Source organism: Zobellia uliginosa (assembly GCF_018860745.1).
GTDB classification, from domain to species: domain Bacteria; phylum Bacteroidota; class Bacteroidia; order Flavobacteriales; family Flavobacteriaceae; genus Zobellia; species Zobellia uliginosa_B.
The window spans coordinates 153,968-171,808 of record NZ_JAHKPY010000006.1 but is presented as its reverse complement, the minus strand read 5'-3'; the positions used below and the strand labels follow the sequence as shown (position 1 = coordinate 171,808).

The 17,841-nt window shown below is 36.2% G+C and carries 13 protein-coding genes and 2 tRNA genes; 10 read left to right on the top strand and 5 right to left on the bottom strand.

The features are described 5' to 3' along the window. Positions 1-117 precede the first annotated feature (117 nt). A complete protein-coding gene (locus tag KO521_RS10700; RefSeq protein ID WP_215939914.1) occupies positions 118-1,542 on the top strand; it encodes a T9SS type B sorting domain-containing protein in 1,425 nt (474 codons plus the stop codon). A gap of 52 nt (positions 1,543-1,594) precedes the next feature. Here the strand turns inward: KO521_RS10700 and KO521_RS10695 are convergent, their stop codons facing one another. Both KO521_RS10695 and KO521_RS10690 read right to left on the bottom strand, forming a co-directional pair. Further along, positions 1,595-3,106: an OmpP1/FadL family transporter gene (locus KO521_RS10695; protein ID WP_215939913.1), complete on the bottom strand. Its 1,512-nt coding sequence runs from the start codon at positions 3,104-3,106 to the stop codon at positions 1,595-1,597. A 41-nt stretch (positions 3,107-3,147) separates the two neighbouring features. Then, positions 3,148-4,404, bottom strand: a complete 1,257-nt coding sequence (locus KO521_RS10690; RefSeq protein ID WP_215939912.1) for a hypothetical protein — start codon at positions 4,402-4,404, stop codon at positions 3,148-3,150. A gap of 95 nt (positions 4,405-4,499) precedes the next feature. On the opposite strand from KO521_RS10690, the gene proS reads away from it, so the two are divergent. The 4 genes from proS (at position 4,500) to rpsT (ending at position 6,531) form a co-directional block, all read left to right on the top strand. Continuing rightward, complete coding sequence (gene proS / locus KO521_RS10685; protein ID WP_215939911.1) at positions 4,500-5,978, top strand: proline--tRNA ligase; 1,479 nt, start codon at positions 4,500-4,502, stop codon at positions 5,976-5,978. Between the two features lie 69 nt (positions 5,979-6,047). Continuing rightward, positions 6,048-6,119 (top strand) — tRNA-Glu (locus tag KO521_RS10680). Between the two features lie 38 nt (positions 6,120-6,157). Beyond that, positions 6,158-6,229, top strand: a tRNA-Glu gene (locus tag KO521_RS10675). A gap of 50 nt (positions 6,230-6,279) precedes the next feature. Next, entirely contained in the window at positions 6,280-6,531 is a 252-nt protein-coding gene (gene rpsT / locus KO521_RS10670; protein WP_215939910.1) for a 30S ribosomal protein S20, read from the top strand. 1,617 nt (positions 6,532-8,148) lie between these two features. On the opposite strand, the gene KO521_RS10665 is transcribed toward rpsT, so the two are convergent. Together KO521_RS10665 and rho are read right to left on the bottom strand one after the other, a co-directional pair. Next, positions 8,149-8,871 (bottom strand): hypothetical protein, encoded by a 723-nt coding sequence (locus tag KO521_RS10665; RefSeq protein WP_215939909.1) that lies wholly within the window; start codon positions 8,869-8,871, stop codon positions 8,149-8,151. 277 nt (positions 8,872-9,148) lie between these two features. Further along, positions 9,149-10,771, bottom strand: coding sequence for a transcription termination factor Rho (gene rho / locus KO521_RS10660; protein ID WP_215939908.1), 1,623 nt, complete (start codon positions 10,769-10,771; stop codon positions 9,149-9,151). A 192-nt stretch (positions 10,772-10,963) separates the two neighbouring features. Between rho and KO521_RS10655 the strand changes: the two genes are divergently transcribed. The 5 genes from KO521_RS10655 (at position 10,964) to KO521_RS10635 (ending at position 17,257) form a co-directional block, all read left to right on the top strand. Further along, positions 10,964-11,374, top strand: a complete 411-nt coding sequence (locus tag KO521_RS10655) for a DUF4293 domain-containing protein (RefSeq protein ID WP_215939907.1) — start codon at positions 10,964-10,966, stop codon at positions 11,372-11,374. Positions 11,375-11,641: 267 nt separating this feature from the next. Next, positions 11,642-12,139 (top strand): DM13 domain-containing protein, encoded by a 498-nt coding sequence (locus tag KO521_RS10650; protein ID WP_215939906.1) that lies wholly within the window; start codon positions 11,642-11,644, stop codon positions 12,137-12,139. A 122-nt stretch (positions 12,140-12,261) separates the two neighbouring features. Next, on the top strand, positions 12,262-13,122 hold the full coding sequence (locus KO521_RS10645) for a hypothetical protein (protein WP_215939905.1): 861 nt from the start codon (positions 12,262-12,264) through the stop codon (positions 13,120-13,122). 566 nt (positions 13,123-13,688) lie between these two features. Beyond that, complete coding sequence (locus KO521_RS10640) at positions 13,689-16,109, top strand: T9SS type A sorting domain-containing protein (RefSeq protein WP_215939904.1); 2,421 nt, start codon at positions 13,689-13,691, stop codon at positions 16,107-16,109. Between the two features lie 116 nt (positions 16,110-16,225). Then, positions 16,226-17,257: a T9SS type A sorting domain-containing protein gene (locus KO521_RS10635; protein ID WP_215939903.1), complete on the top strand. Its 1,032-nt coding sequence runs from the start codon at positions 16,226-16,228 to the stop codon at positions 17,255-17,257. A 55-nt stretch (positions 17,258-17,312) separates the two neighbouring features. On the opposite strand, the gene KO521_RS10630 is transcribed toward KO521_RS10635, so the two are convergent. Next, on the bottom strand, positions 17,313-17,813 hold the full coding sequence (locus KO521_RS10630; RefSeq protein ID WP_215939902.1) for a metallophosphoesterase family protein: 501 nt from the start codon (positions 17,811-17,813) through the stop codon (positions 17,313-17,315). Positions 17,814-17,841 lie beyond the last annotated feature (28 nt).

The window sequence follows — 17,841 nt, the reverse complement described above, 5'->3', positions numbered from 1 at the left end:
TTTCAGAAATGGCATTTCTAGTGGGTATTTTATCGATAAACACCCGGATATTTCAGCTTAACATACTAAAATCACTGTCTTTGAGTTATTAAATAGTATCTATTTAGTCCCAAACTTATGCGCTTTTTACTATCTGTTATCTGTGTGTTTTTTTTCGTTTCCACAGAAATTCAAGCACAAAACTCCGGTGATTGTCGTTCGGCTATTCCTGTATGTGCGGATGCTCCTATAATGGGGTATGCTGATGGACGTGGAGTCATAGATGACTTTGACCCTGAAGTTATTTCTGAAACTGGCTGCCTTGAAAAAGGAAGTGTAAGTAATGCTAATGTTGAAAACAATACATCTTGGTTTGTGTTCAGGGCAGGTACAGAAGGCCAAGTAGGATTTGATCTGGAGGCTTTACCGGTTACCGGTTCGGGAACCCCAACAGCCGAATGGGATTTTGCCGTTTATGGCCCTGATGTTGATTGTGTTGGTATTGGTACTGGTGCTGTTCAACCTATACGTTGTAACTATGAGGTAAATAATACCAGATTCACCGGGCTAGGGGTAAACCCGGAAAATGGTCAGGCTGGATCACCTTCTGTAACTCAGAATTTAAATACCTATGATGAGTATTTAGATGTACTGCCGGGAGAGGTTTACTACATTTTGATTAATAATTTCAATACTAATTTTGATGATGAACGGGAGCCTTTCATGCTTACATTCACGGGTAGCTCTGTAGAAGCTGATCAAAATACTGCTCTTGATTGTACGTTACGGGATGAGTTCTTAGGTTTGGATATAACGGCATGTGAAGGTGACCCGGATATCACTTTGAGTGCATTGAATTCCCCGGCAGGACCGGATATTTCTAATATCGCTTGGTCTGTTGATTATGATGACGACGGAACTATAGACGGGCCGTTAGGTTCAGGTCCATCAGCTACTCAAATTACGGTTACAAGTCCAGACTCAGGAAGATACCATGTTGATATTACTACAGATGAGGGGATTCATATTTTAGACGATATTCTCATAACCTATTATGGAACACCTGTTCTAGACCGTGTTGAAACACTGAATTCTAATTTGTCTTTAGATCCGGATATGAACAATATAGAAATATTTGCTGAAGGTGATGGAGATTATGAATACGCTATTAATGAAGGTGAGTTTCAGGATGATGCTATTTTCAATGATGTGCCTCCGGGTATAAATACCGTAATAATCAATGATAAAAATGGTTGCGGAACAACAGAGCCTATAGAGTTTTTAGTAGTGGGGTACCCAAAGTTTTTCACTCCAAATAATGATGGGGCAAATGATACGTGGAATATTAAGGGAATTGAAACTTTAACTGATCCAATGGTATTTGTTTTTGATCGCTACGGTAAGCTCTTAGCACAATTAAGTACTGATGTGGATTGGGACGGAACCTTAAATGGAAACCAATTACCTTCTTCTACATATTGGTTTAGACTTGAATATAGCGAACAAGAAAACAATATTGAAGTAGCTAAATTAACCAAGGCGTATTTTGCTCTAAAAAGATAAAAGTCCGGCATAGGCCGAACTTTTAAAATAGCTTAAAGTCTTTATGTTACCTTTAGAAATTTAATGTATAACCGATAGTAATATTAGTGTTAACGTTGTTTAGTAGGGCAGGTGTGTTAATTCCTGTATCAAAAAAATACTGCAGTACATCTTGTTCTGTGCGGTTTACAGCTAAATCTAATCGGCTTCTATTAAAATTATAGCCTATCCCACCTGATATTCCATTAAGGTCTCCAACGATATTACCACTTTCATACGGGCTTTGCTCGTAACGATATCCAGCTCTTAGGCTTACTCTTTTAATACGGTATTCACCGCCAACTCTAATTGTAGAAACACCACCTAAACTTTCAGATATAAATTGATTTTCATCAGCAAAGCCAGAGTCACTCGTGGGTCTTAATTCTGCGTTGGACATATCTTGGTAACCGTAATCAAGACTTACAAGTCCGCTTTTGCCAAAAACTGCAGAAATACTTCCTGTAACTTTTCCGGGTGTTTTAATCTGGTAGTCAAAGATATTTATGTAATTAAGGTCGAAAAAACTAAAAGAACTTTCTTTGTTAGGATAATCTGAATCTATCGCTTGAGAAAAATTGTCTGTCAAGCGGTACCATGTTGGTGACTGGTAGCTTGCTCCTAACCTAATAACATCATTAACCTTAGCAATAGCACCAATGCTCATGGAAAATCCTGTTCCTTCAGTTTCTAAAAGGTTATCAAAAGCTACAAACCTCGATTCTCCCTCATTGGAATAGGATTCATCGTACCTATTTAATCTCTCATACTGTATTGTGTGAAAGTTTAAAGAAGCTCCAAAGTAAAAGTTATCGCCATATTGTGTAGCACCGTTTACGGTAAATTTGCTATTGTATCCTGATACATTTTGTCTAAAATCCTGATTAACGCTTTGGTAGTTGGCATTTGAGAAATAGCTGGTGTTATCATCTTCGTCTACAGTTGGGTCTATAATTCCTGCCTGAAATCCCAAGAAAGCCTGCTGACCGGAGAAACCTAATCCATTTGTGGCTCCTATATCTAAATATGCCTCGCCAATGGTTTCGTTTCCTTGTAGTTTCAGTGGTTGCAGTGCTATGCCATCGGCATAATCAAGGAAGTAATTGTCAATACCTTCATTACTTGATCCAGAGGTAATAAGGCGATCGTCAAAACTTTGAACTACATCATAATTTACGGCTAAAGATAATTTTCTCCATTTACTATCGGGATTGGTAGATTTGAAAACAAATGCACCTCCCACCTGATTAATATTAAAATTGTTATTGGTGGAATTGCTTAAAGCACCGTTATAATTAGAATCTGTATTTCTGTTATAATTGGTTCCCGATATAGAGAATATTCCATTATTGAAAACAGCACTACCGGCAGGATTGATGTTCAAAGCGGACAAATCACCACCTAAAGAACCAAAAGCACCGCCCATGGCCTGAAAACGCGCAGAACCTTGTAAATTCTCCGTGCCGTAGCGTAATACGTCATTTATATTCTGAGCACTTGCAATAACGCAAGCAAACAGCCCTATGAATGTTAGATAGTTTCTCATTCCTAGTAATTTTTAAAGTAAGTTACTTTTAATTAATGAACTTAGTTTCTACGGCTTGATGAAGATCGTGAGCTAGAGCCGGATGATCTAGAACTAGATCCTGACGAAGATCTACTAGAGCTTCCAGAACTCCTGTAAGTACCAGAACTACTTGAAGATCTGCCCGAGCTTCTGTAAGTACTACCACTAGAACTGCTTCTACTTGATCCAGAAGATCTGTATGTACTAGTCCTAGGTGTTGAACTTCTATATGTTCCGCTTCCACTAGTTCTTGTACCAGAACTTCTATACGTGGAAGAACGGGGAGTAGAACTACTTCTTCTAGAGGTGCTAGTTCGCGAAGAACCATTATATTTTGGTGTAGCCCTTGTACTCCTGCTTGTTCTGTACGAACTGTTGCGGTCAACACCTACAGTTCTTCTAGATGCTGCAGAACGATTGGTGCTATAGTTTCTTGAGCTACGCGATGTTGTTGAATTTCTGTTGGCATTAGATCTGTTAGCCGAGTATCTTGGTGTAGATCTGCTAGTTCTATTTACGTTAGCACTTCTTGATACATATCTAGAATTTCTTCCTGAAATAGCATTTGTATTGGTTTGGTAACCTCTTCTACCACGATTGTATGCATAGCTGCGGTTTCTGTAGGAATAATTATTAAACCCATTATAATAACCGTAAGGAGGGCACCATGTTCCGTATCCGCCCCAGCCAAAGCCGCCGTAAAACCCACCGAATCCGTAACCATATCCGCCACCCCAGCCCCAAGGACTGTATCTGTATCTCCATTGGTTGTAGTATCCGCCGTATCCGTATCCGCCCCAGCCATAAGAATTATAAAGCCATGGCGAGGCCCATGCAAAACCACCGAAACCGTTCCATCCTTTATCATAAACATTTATGTTTACGCTGGTTGCATTATCACCCCATCCTGCATAACCGGCATAATCATTATCATTATTATAATAATCCGTCAATTGACTGTCAGAAATACTATCCTGAGCAGATTCGCTAGAATATGAATCTATATCAGTAAAAATTTCACCGTCAAGCATTTGGTCGTATTGTCCGGCTTGCTGTCCAAAATAATCGGAATATGGTTCGTCTGTAGCCTGAGCTTTTTGCCTTGCTTGCTGAGGTCTTTCTTGACGTTCCACGCTAACCTGATTGTCGTTGGAATAAATTCCGTCGTTATCATAATATGAGGCCGATTGATATGAGCCGCAAGACACTGCAATAATGCCTGTTAGGGTGCAAAGTGCAATGAGACGAATTTTACTGTGGGATGGTAAATGTATCATGGGTGCAATTTTTATTGTTGAACATAGTAAAAATAAGTAGTTTTACCCAATTATTTTGCTAACATAAGCACAAGTTTTGTGCCAAACTAAATATAATGGGTAAGAATTTGACAAAGCGCAGCGAGGATTATTCCAAATGGTATAACGAACTCGTGGTAAAAGCAGACTTGGCTGAAAATTCAGCGGTAAGAGGTTGTATGGTTATTAAACCTTACGGTTTTGCTATTTGGGAAAAAATGCAAGCAGAGCTAGATAGAATGTTTAAGGAGACAGGCCATCAAAATGCTTACTTCCCGTTATTCGTACCCAAAAGCTTATTCGAAGCCGAAGAAAAAAATGCAGAAGGTTTTGCAAAAGAGTGCGCTGTAGTTACACATTATCGACTTCAAAATGACCCGGATAAACCAGGGAAATTGCGAGTTGATCCTAATGCTAAGTTAGAAGAGGAATTGGTGGTACGCCCAACTAGCGAGGCCATTATATGGAATACATACAAAGGATGGATACAATCATACCGGGATTTACCTCTATTGATCAACCAATGGGCAAATGTAGTTCGTTGGGAAATGCGTACTCGCCTTTTTCTTAGAACCGCTGAGTTTTTATGGCAAGAAGGGCATACCGCTCATGCTACGGAAGCGGAAGCGATAGAAGAGGCGGAAAAAATGAACGGAGTTTATGCTGCATTTGCGGAAGAGCATATGGCTATGCCGGTTATACAAGGTGTTAAGACAGAAAGTGAGCGTTTTGCCGGAGCATTGGAAACCTATTGTATTGAGGCTTTAATGCAAGATGGAAAAGCGTTACAGGCAGGTACATCACATTTTTTAGGTCAGAATTTTGCAAAAGCATTTGATGTGAAATTTGCAAACAAAGAAGGCAAACAGGAGCATGTTTGGGCTACTTCTTGGGGAGTCTCCACACGTCTTATGGGAGCACTGATAATGACCCATAGTGATGACAATGGATTGGTGTTACCTCCAAAATTAGCACCAATTCAAGTGGTAATCGTTCCTATATACAAAGGAGAGGAGCAGTTAGACGCTATTTCCGATAAGGTAAGGCCGTTAGTGAAAGAATTACAAGCTAAAGGTATCTCTGTAAAGTTTGATAATAGGGACACGCATAAACCAGGGTTTAAGTTCAATGAATATGAATTGAAAGGTGTTCCTGTTCGTTTGGCTATTGGTAAACGAGATTTGGAAAATGGTACATATGAAGTGGCACGAAGAGATACTTTTGAAAAGGAAACTATACCAACGGGAGATGTAATTTCCAAAATTGAATTTCTTTTAGACGATATTCAAAAGAACATTTACAAGAAAGCATACGATTTTAGAGAAGACAATATTACCGAAGTTGATACATACGGGGAGTTCAAAAAGGTTTTAGAGAAAAAAGGCGGATTCATCTCTGCGCATTGGGATGGTACCAATGAAACCGAAGAAAAAATAAAAGATGAGACAAAGGCAACTATTAGGTGTATCCCGTTAGCTACCGAAAACATTGAGGGTAAGTGTATGGTGACCGGAAAATCATCATCAAAAAGAGTACTTTTTGCAAAAGCTTATTAAAAAATTTATGCTAGCTATTGTGTTAGTAAAAAATAATTGTATTTTTGCATCCGCAATTGCGCAAAGTATGGTCCGTTCGTCTAGGGGTTAGGACGCCAGGTTTTCATCCTGGTAACAGGGGTTCGATTCCCCTACGGACTACTAGAGTAACTGGATTTTTGATCCGAAATTGATTTAATGGTCCGTTCGTCTAGGGGTTAGGACGCCAGGTTTTCATCCTGGTAACAGGGGTTCGATTCCCCTACGGACTACTAAAGGTTCGAAAGGAATTTTTTAAAATATTATAATAAGTTAGAAGAAGATGGCAAATCACAAGTCAGCATTAAAAAGAATCAGAAGAAACGAAGCAGTACGTCTTCGTAACAGATATCAGCATAAAACTACCCGTAATGCTATTAAAAAGTTACGTGGTGAAGAAAGTAAGAAAGATGCTGAAGCTTTATTGCCTAGCGTGGTTAGTATGATCGATAGATTAGCTAAGCGCAATATCATTCATGATAACAAAGCAGCAAACTTAAAAAGTAAATTAGCAAAGCACGTAGCTGCATTGTAATATTTATAATACTTTTTAGAAAGCCCTGGTGTATTCATACATCGGGGCTTTTTTATATCATAATGTTATGTTTGATTTTGTTCTGGCATATTCAGTTTCATTCTCAAAAATCCGGTTATAAAGCAGGAATAGCAAATAATTATTAAGCTAATATGTAACGGATGAATAATGGACTTTTCTATTGATTCAGGAATGTTTAAATATTGCCTTGACATTTTAATCGGGAGATAGCCTATATAAAATATAAGTAGTCCTAAAGCGAGCCAAAAAAGTAAATTTCTACCCCAATCGTTTTTGTTGTTTTTAAAAATTTGTTTTAAGTAGATGTAGATACATGCTAATAGAACCATTGCTCCAAAGGCATATGTGCCTATTTGAGTTGAGTGAAAAAAGCTTTGAAAATAAGGATTGATTGTGGCAATTATCAAAAAAATTATCATACCCAGTTTTATCAGTTTTTTGATCTTTACTTCTTTTATGTAATACATAAAGATGTAGGTAAAGTACAGGTAAAATACAATGTTGTACAGGTTGTATATTACTATGTTATATTTAGAATACGTGCTGTCTTCAAACAAACTGAAATTTAGGTTTGTAAAAATGAGGTATCCAAGTATCTCATTAAGAAAAGTATATAAGAATATTATAGGTAGGTACTTTAATTTGGTATCAAAATATTTAGGATATCTGTACAGCGAGACTAAAAGAGTTATTCCATAGAATATTATAAATACATTTTCTAGTAACTGTTTTAACATATCGCAATATAGCGTTATTTGCATTCAGCCTGATCTTGATGAAAGAATAAATGTGGGCTGTATATAGGCTAAGAGAGGTGCAATGTAGAAGTTAACAAGCTAAAAGTGAAGCTATTTTAGTTTTTAATTATCATTTAATGGGCCTTCTTTTCATTTTTATAAAACCTATAATAAAACAGCTGTACATTAAAAGAATTAGAGACAAGTGTACGCGTCTAAGGTATGGTTTCTCAATTATACCCGCCAATTCATGATAATATCGAATTGTTTTAATTGGTAAATAACCAATATGATAGAGTAGTAGGCCTGTAGCTACCCAGAATAAAATATTGTTTGAGAAATTTCTAATGGGTTGATTGATATTTTCAGAGATGTAAAGCAATACTATGATTAGCAGTGTTGTAGAGCCAGAAAAGAAAATTAAATATAAATAATTATGAAACCAATTTTGTAAAAAAAGATTAATTACACAAATCATAACAAATAATATGCTTGCGTATTTTATAAAGGCTTTGTATTTGTTGTTCATGATATGAAATTTAAATAAAAAGAAAAAATACAGATAAAAGCATATCATGTAGATGTTATAAATTACAATATTGGAATTAGAATAAAGATTATTCAATGCCAGGCTAAATGATTCGTTTTTAAATATTAGAATACCGAGTAACTCATTTAGAAAAGTGTACAGAATTAATATTGGAAAATATTTTAATGAGGTATCAAAATATTTAGGATAACGAATCATGGCCACGACAAGGGTTATTCCATAAATAGGTACATAAGAATTTTCTAAAAATATATCTATTACCATATGGTCCATCTCCTTTGGATTTCATTTTCGTAGGAGTATATATCTCTAATTTTTAGGAGGGTGCAAGCCTCCTTCGTTACCTGCAAGACTTTGTTGGCTCTGTGCAGCGAATGGTGCCATGATTAGAGAAGTGAAGTTAGTGCCTAACGAAGCTTTGTCCCTTTTGTCTTCTGAGTAAGATGTGCCGTCTTCTGTTAATTCCTCAGTAAGTAAAAAAGCTTTCCTTCTCATATTATCCTTATCATCATTAGCAGTAAAAAAAGCATATTCTTTGCCGTTTTTCTGAAGAGATGGTACCATCATAATTGTGTTTCTACGTTTCTTTTCTGCATCAGTACTTTTATCGGAATAATTGGCTAGATAAAATCTTAAGGTAGAAATATTTACGTTTGCTTTTTTTGATTCCTGCTCTATAAAGGCCATATATTTTTTCAAGGCTTGATAATCGTAGGAAATATATCTTGTAGGTACAAAACCATTTTCTTTTTGCTGTATAGCAGCTTTATATTTTTGGTTATCAGTCTTGCTTTCAGGGTCGTAATTATTTAAACTGTCTAAGGAATTTTCAAAATTTTTGATCAACTCAACACGGCGATCCGTGTAGGTATTATACATTTCTTCAGCTTGTTCAAGCGGAATTATCACTGAATCCACCTCTTTTTTATCTATGACGACTATACTATCGTCTTCTTTGTGACGACAGTTTGTGAAAATTAACAATAGGGATACAGCGGCGCAGTGTTGCACCAATTTCAACGAATTTTTCATGACATAAAGTTTTTAAGTTCTACTTGTTATACATGCAAAATTCGGGGGAAGTAATTAATTTTTGCGCTATAAAGATATCCGAAAAATTGGATAATTAGAAAATCACCAACAATATTCCTAAATCTTTAAGATTTTATAGGTGGAGTGAAATCTTTCCATTTTGTTTAGATAGGTAGAGAATTATTAGATGAGACCATAAAAAAATCCCGAATCCCATTTTTTTAATTAGGAATCCGGGATATTAAAAGTTTGATATTTTTAGTCTATAAATTTAATATTATTGGTTCATGGTAAGCAAGAACTCTTCGTTGTTCTTAGTTTGTTTAAAACGTTGCTCAATGAATTCCATAGCTTCTACCGGGTTCATATCAGCAAGATACTTACGCATAATCCACATACGTTGTATAGTTTCTTTGTCCAACAACAAATCATCTCTACGTGTACTGGATGAAGTAAGGTCAATGGCTGGGAATATTCTTCTGTTAGAAATTTTACGATCCAACTGAAGCTCCATATTACCGGTTCCTTTAAATTCCTCAAAGATAACCTCGTCCATCTTAGAACCGGTTTCGGTTAGGGCAGTAGCTATAATTGAAAGTGATCCACCGCCTTCTATATTCCTAGCTGCTCCAAAGAAACGTTTTGGTTTGTTTAATGCATTCGCATCTACACCACCACTCAAAACTTTTCCAGATGCTGGTTGTACGGTATTGTAAGCTCTTGCCAAACGTGTAATGGAGTCTAAAAGGATGACAACATCATGACCACATTCCACTAATCGTTTTGCTTTTTCCAATACAATATTAGCTACACGAACATGTTCAGAAGGCTCTTTGTCAAAAGTAGAAGCAATAACTTCACCTTGAACATTACGTTGCATATCAGTTACCTCTTCAGGTCGCTCATCTATTAAAAGTATAATTTGATATACTTCTGGGTGATTGGCCGCAATACCGTTTGCAATATCCTTTAACAGCATAGTTTTACCTGTTTTGGGTTGCGAAACGATCATACCCCTTTGTCCTTTACCGATAGGAGAGAATAAATCTATAATTCTAGTGGATATATTACTTTGTCTTTCGGCTAATTTGAATCTTTCTTGTGGGAAAAGCGGAGTTAAATGCTCAAAAGAAACACGGTCTCTCACCACTTGAGGGTCAATACCGTTTATTTTATTCACTTTAATTAACGGAAAATATTTTTCGCCTTCTTTCGGGGGTCTAACGTTTCCTAGTACCGTATCTCCGGTCTTCAGACCAAATAGTCTAATTTGCGATTGGGATACATAAATATCATCAGGAGATGAAAGATAGTTGTAATCAGATGAACGCAAAAAGCCATAGCCATCTTGCATGATATCAAGGACACCTTCACTTTCTATAATACTATCAAACTCAAATTCCGGTTCTTTATATCGGTTTTTTAAGTCCTTGTCAAAGTTACTTTTATCGTAATTTGATGATTTTTGGTGACGTTGATTTTTGTTGTTGTTATTTCCGCCAGAATTCTGATTTTTATGTTGAGAGTTATTTTTAGGTTCTCGCTTTACAGGTCGTGGTCGTGGTTTTTTTACTTCTGCAGATTGGACTGGAGCAGGTTGTGCAGGTGCATCCGTTTTATCCGTTTTTTCCGGAGTAGTGCCTTTTGCTTCAGGTTTTTTGGTTTCGGTTACCGTTCTTGGTTTCCGAGGTCTAGGTTTTGGCTTTGATTTTGGTTTTTCCTCCGTTGTTTTTGGCGCGGTTACTTCTGCCACGACTTTAGGATTGGCCGCCTGTACATCCAAGATTTGATAAACGAGGTCCAGTTTTTTTAGGGTTTTGAACTTTGGCACGTTAAGGCCTTTGGCAATTTCCTGCAATTCAGGCAGTTTTTTTGCTTTTAAATCTGAAATTTCAAACATTAAGTATGATATAAATTATACGTCTCTTGATTTGATAAGAAGTGAATTGTTATCCGAGTATTACGAGGGAAAGATTTCCCATTAGGTAAGATAATAACTAATAATCTCACAATATTACGAATTATTTTCCTTGCTACACCGATTTTTTTCAAAAAGACGTGTATTTTTGCGGAGTAAAATGATGTTTGGACCATGATTCAAAGAATACAAACTATATATTTGTCTATTGTAATCCTTATAGCGGGAGTACTGCCTTTTTGGATAAACCTTTGGTCAGATGCGGAAGGAAATGAAATATTTGCTAGAAATGACGTTTTTATATCTGGAGCATTTTACATTTCTGCTGTTTTGGCCCTTATTAGTATAGTATTATTTAAAAATAGAAAAAATCAATTTGTGCTAAACAGATTGAATATGATATTAAATATTTTTTTACTAGGATTTTTCGTTTACCGGTCGCAAAATTTATCCGGAGAGATTTCGGTCTCGGAGAAGGGTATTGGGATGCTGATTCCTGTCATTTCTATCGTTTTATTGGTTCTTGCCAATAGGGCCATAAAGAAGGATGAGGATCTTGTAAAATCTGTTGATCGTCTACGATAAACCTTACATCTTAGTAGTATTAGTGCGTAAAACCCGGAGTAGTTACCGGGTTTTTTTGTGCCTTTTTTTTATTTAGGATTCCATCTCTCTTAAGAGAATATCACAGAAGTGTCTCCTGATATAAAATAGCTGTGATAGACTTTTTATACTTCCTTGAATTCTTCGTGATATCACCTTTCTATGTTTGTCCCAGGAAACAGCAGAGCTATCGATAGTCGGTTGTAAAGCTGATTCAAACAATGATAAACAATTTAAATTATTACGATTATGAAAAACAGAAATTTTTCAATTGCACTATTAGCTATGGCCATGACAACATTTATGGTAAGTTGTTCAGATGACGATGTAGAAACAGTTACCGTTACGGAGACAATTACAGAAACTGAAACGGTTGAAGTAGATTCATCTTTACCAGTTGGAGATTTGACCGTTGCTAGAAGTGGAAATTTAACGGCAGAAAGCGGTACACCAACAGAAGGGCTTGTAGAATTAGGAGTGGATACCGAGGACTCTAATTTTGTTCATTTTTCAGATGATTTTATGACTGAATTAGGAACAGGTACAGTAGGGATCTTTTTATCTACTTCAGAAACTTTTACTGCTGACCCAGGAAACGGAAACCCAGATTTGATGTTGATCGGTAACGTGCAGGATAATGGTGAGAGATATATTAAGCTAGATGCAACTCCAGATGCAAAATATACACATATTATACTATGGTGCGCCACGGCGAACATTCCTTTCGGTAATGTAGCATTGAATTAATTAAATTTTTATGGCCTTTGGGAATAGAGACACATTATTCTGTTTTTCTATGTCTCCCAAAGGCTTTTTCTTTTTTAGATATGTGACGCAGTTTACCATATCTATTTTAATCTAACGGAATTATGGAAAAATATAAATATATCATTCTTGTGATGATTTCCTTTTGTGGCAGCTATTTGCAAGCACAAAGCGGGTGGACTAGGGAAGCAAAAGGGTTTTACGTTCAGGCTACGGCTTCGTATTTCTCTTCTAATGATTACTACACTACAGAGGGTAGATTGGCTGATCAAGGCAGTACCTTTAATAGTAGCGGACTTTTGTTATACGGAGAGTATGGAATTTCTAATAGACTTACCGCTATTTTGGATGTTCCTTTAGTGAGGCTGAATAGTTTTAGTACAACAGAAACAGTAGGTGGTGTTGGAAATATTCAACTTGCGGTGAAATATAAATTACTGAAAAATTTTCCATTGTCATTACAAGTCGCTTTGGATATCCCTAGCAATGATGGCGAGAATTTTGCACAATCTAAAAGTGTAGACGATTTTGGGCAGTTCAATGAAATTAATTTACCCTTGTCCGATGGGGAGTTTAATGTATGGACCACTTTAGCGGCTTCCCATGGTTTTCCGAATGGAAAGACCTATGCTTCTGCATTTACAAGTGTCAATTTTAGAACAGAATCTTTTAGCAACCAACTGCAGGTAGGGGCAGAGCTTGGCCACTTGTTTTTTGATAAGTTGTATTTGATAGGGAAATTGAAAATTCAAGAAAAATTAGGGTCGGAAAACAATAATCAAAGTGGCTCGTTTCTTTTCGGTGAGGGAACAACTTTCACAAACTTTGGAATTACATCTATGTATAAGCTAACGGGTCATTTAAATTTAGTAGCCAACTATTCTGATTATACAGGTTTTTTAGTGGAGCGTAAAAATATCTATGATGGAGGTACTTTTTCTCTGGGATTGTCTTTGGATTATTAATTGACAAAATTGATAATACAGGGGTAATACAAATGTGTTTCAATATAAATGAGAAACACCTTTTAAAACTGATTTTAAACCCGGGTTAGATACCCGGTTTTATGCTTTAAGTTTATTAATATGTTGATTATTATATTTTTATAATTTAACTCTAGCTCCTTTTGACAGTAAAGGACCCTCTTTTTTTAGTTTTAAAAAACTACTGGAAAACCAGTATTTTTGCCCGCATATTCTTTTAGATAACTATATTTAATTACATTTACCCGCATGCTTGTATCAAAGTTTTACGAGCAATTGCAGGCCATTTTTTCCAAACCAATTTTAGTACTCTTATAACGTATCAGGAAGCAGCTTTGAATTTTTCAATGCTATTTTTTGTAGAGTTTAATAAACCTAAAACTGGAACAATGAAAGCTCCCCCAATTTTCTTGTCTGGCTAAAGTTAAATTTTAAATAATCGACTTTAGTTCCTGACCAGCCCCTTTTCAAATACATAACAAATGACTTCAGGTTAGTAGACTCTCCTTAATAGGAGATGTGTTTATACACCCCTAAATTTTGAAGTTATGAGAACAAAAATTACTTTTCTTTCTATCGTGTTTTTTACGATATGCTTTTCTAATGTGCTATGGGCACAAAACAGTATTAAAATTATTGATCCTCCATCTTCCGTTGAAGCTGGGGAAATAGTAGGTCTTGATGTTGATTATACCAATATATCGGGAAGCGCCTATGTGTTGGTTCGCTTTAAAAGTGCTTTAGGAGACAATCTGGAGCAAGATTTTATTCTTGTTGGTAATGGTTCGGATATTGAGCGTCTGAGTATAAAAGCACCTACTAGTGAGGGTAGTTATAGTTTTCAGGCGCAACTTTTGAAAGATGACGGTAAATGGAGTGGATTGGCAAACTATAACGCTGATGTTTCTGTTGCTAACGGTACGGTCATAGAACCGGTAAAACCATCGGTGGGAGGTAATTCTGTGTCAATAAGTAATCCGCCAACATCTGTTAAAGCGGGAGAAATGGTCAATCTTGATATAAGCTACACTAATAATTCAGGAAGTGCTTATGTATTAGTCCGCTTTAAAGACTCAAACGGCGGTAATCTGGAACAAGATTTCGAAGCCGTAGGAAATGGTTCTGGCACAAAACCATTAAGCATAAAATCGCCAACTAGTGAGGGTAGTTATAGTTTTCAGGCGCAACTTTTAAAAGATGACGATAAATGGAGTGGATTGGCAAACGATTTTTTTGAAGGGGTTACAGTTGTCGAAAATCCGCCAGAAAATGATAATGATCAATTGACACTAACGACTATACCTGATAAAGTCGCGCAAGGAGAAACTTATGATATAGGATTTGATTATAGTTTTTCAGGTGATAGGTATGTGCAAGCATATGTAACCAACAAAAATATTGATTCAGAAGGTGCATATGTTAAAATAGGTAAAGTATTACAAGAATTTTCCAAAGGTGCAGATAGCGAAATCGTTAAACTGGAAATAACGGGTGAACCTGTCGAATTTAATTTATTGGTGGTACAAGTATTTGAGGTAATAAAAAATGGCAACGAAGATCAATGGAACCTTGTGGTTGAGAAGACTTTAGATAACATTCAGTTTGGGAGTGGTTATGGATTTGGTGAGAAAAATACAACCCCCAATGGTGTTTCAGAGTATATGCGTTATTATAATAGAGACTTAGAAACTACTGGCGGACATTATAACGGTGATGGTCAAGGGTCAGGTACTGATCATATTCTTGCACCTACAAATTCTATATATCGTTCGAATTGGTGGGTCAATAAAAATTGGATAGGTCCTATAAAGTCTCATTATGGCGAAAACGCATTAAATGGAAAAGAATTTTGGGTAGAATGGCAAAATTTAGGGTCATCTAGTAATAGTGGTCATGCGGAATTTGATATTAGGGTTGAAAAAAGTACTGGGTCTGATTTGAACGGAACATATGGGTTTCCGAGTGTAATAGGAGATATAACAGGACCTCTAAAAGCATCTTTTACAGGAAAGTGGGACGAAGGTAGTACGGGTAGGTGTCATATCAACATGACGGCTTGGATTTATGGTGTTGATTCTGAAGGAGAAAGAGTTAGAAGCGATGTAATTATTCATGCGTGGGATAATTCTGGAGACATTAGAAGTAATTATGAACGTTCTTTTCAATGGTCGCAAGAAGGAGATGATACTATATATACCTTTGAGAAAATAGGTACTGCATCTGATGATTATAATACTTATGATGTTTTACGTACAATACCTGGTGGTGAAGGAGAATCGTGTTCCTATAATCTTATTCCAAGCGGTTGGAGACGAAATCACATAGATGATTTTCCTACCGAATCTTTTAAAAAGGAGGTTGATGTAGCTGAAATAATCAATCAAATTATTGAAATTGAAACTGAAAATGGTCCAGATACTAGAAAGCTAGTTAATAGTAATGTAGATATACCTGTACCTACAATGACAGAAGATTGGACGCTTGAAGTTATGGAGTGGACAATTACTGGGCAGTCTGGAGATTATAAGCATGAACCTGGTAATCCTGATTTTGATGTGAATACCTATATACCTAATAGTAGAGGTCGTTTTACATTCGAAGAATATTACATTCAAAGTCCTTGTGAGAGTAATCCTAAAATTACATGTCCTAATTCGATAGCTCTAAAAACACAAATCGCTCAAAAAGATTCAATTGTAGATAAAGAGATAGCCAAAGATTTCAATGTATCTCCTAATCCGTTTATCAACTCATTTGAGTATGAATATAGCGTTAAGAACTATGAGGATGTCTCGGTAGATTTATACGCCCTAAATGGCAGAAAAATAGAAACCCTAAAGGCTAAAGAAAGCCATAGGCCCGGAAATTACAGTGATGCGGTAGATACTAGTAATCTTGATAGCGGTATTTACATTTTACGCATCAATACTTCAGAAGGTGAGGAGGCAATCAAACTAATCAAAAACTAATTTTTCAGAATATTTCTGAAAGTTCCCGTTCCATTGTGGGGTGGAGCGGGTTCTTTATTTAAAGTTTACTTCCTATATCTATTTTACGCAAAATTAAGAACACTAAAATTAAAATTATGAAAACAAAAATTACACTACTTTTCACCACAACTTTTCTTGCATTGCTCTTTTCCTGGGTTGGTAATGCTCAAAACACCATAGAGATTGATCATGCTGACACGCAAATATCATCTGATTTTAAAAGTGTTTTTTCAGTAAGTTACACCAAGTCAGGTTCTGATAAAGTTCATATTCAAGCAAGATTAATGACCACTTCCGGTAAGGTGGTAATAGAAAATTCAACGGGCGTGCCTGTAAGGCCGGGTCTTATGTTGTTTGAATTTAAAATACCGAACCTTCCCATTGGTGGAGTCTATAAATGGCACGTTCAAATGTATAGTAGTAATTGGAAACAGAAACTTGCCGAACACTACTATAAAGATTTAGTTAAAGTTACTGAACGTAGAGCTCCACCATCAAATAATACATTTTCTAATTTTTCCCCTCCAACAAGAATTACCGCAGGTGCAACTCAGAATATCTCCTATAATTTCACAAAGACAGAAGATGGTAAAGTTCATATACAAACAAGATTGTTGTCTAAAGAGGGAGGGATAATTCTTCAAGATACACAGTCTAGTGAAGATAGATCAGGACTAATATCTGTCCAATTTAAAATACCGTTCAATCTATCAGCCAGAAGTGACTATAAGTGGAACATTCAAATGTTTAATAGTGATTGGAAAAACAAATTGGCGACTATTACCAAGTCCGGCATTAGGATTTCTAGTGCAACTAGAGCTTTAAAAGTGAGTTCATTTAATGAGTCGGATAGTAGTAAGAATCAAGATTTAAATGATTTCATGGTCTCTCCCAATCCTTTTATAAACTCATTTGTTTATACGTACAACGTTTTAAATTACGATGATGTTACGGTGGAATTGTACGCCCTAAATGGCAGAAAAATAGAAACTTTAAAAGATAAAGAAAGCCATAGGCCTGGAAATTACAGTGATGTGGTAGATACTGGTAATCTTGATAAAGGTATTTACATTTTACGCATCAATACGTCTGAAGGCGAAAAAGCATTAAAACTAATCAAGAACTAGTACCCTCGAAACCATAGTTTGGAAAACCTGTACTAAAAAAAAGTGCAGGTTTTTTTTAAGCCCCACGTTTTCCTAGCTCTATAACTTCTAAATCCTTAATATCTTTCCCTTCTATAGTAAAACGTAGCATAGTTCTCATTTGGTGAAAACCGTGTTTTCCACAAGCACCGGGATTCATGTGTAGCACCCCTAATTTTTTATCCATCATTACTTTAAGAATATGGGAGTGTCCACAAATAAACAATTTAGGAGGATTAGCTTTAATGATATCTCGGGTCCTAATATTGTACTTAGGGGGATAGCCACCAATGTGGGTCATAAAAACCTCTACGCCTTCACAAAAAAAACGGTCGTTCAAAGGGAACTCCTTTTGAATAATATGGTCATCAATATTGCCATAAACAGCTCTAAGCGGTTTAATTTTTTGTAAAGTATCGGTTACTTCTAATGAGCCTATATCTCCGGCGTGCCATATTTCATCTGCTTGACGGGCGTATTTTAAAATGGTGTCATCCATATGCGAGTGGGTATCGGAAAGCAATAAAATTTTGGTCATGTACTAAACTAAAATTAGGTTGTGGGAT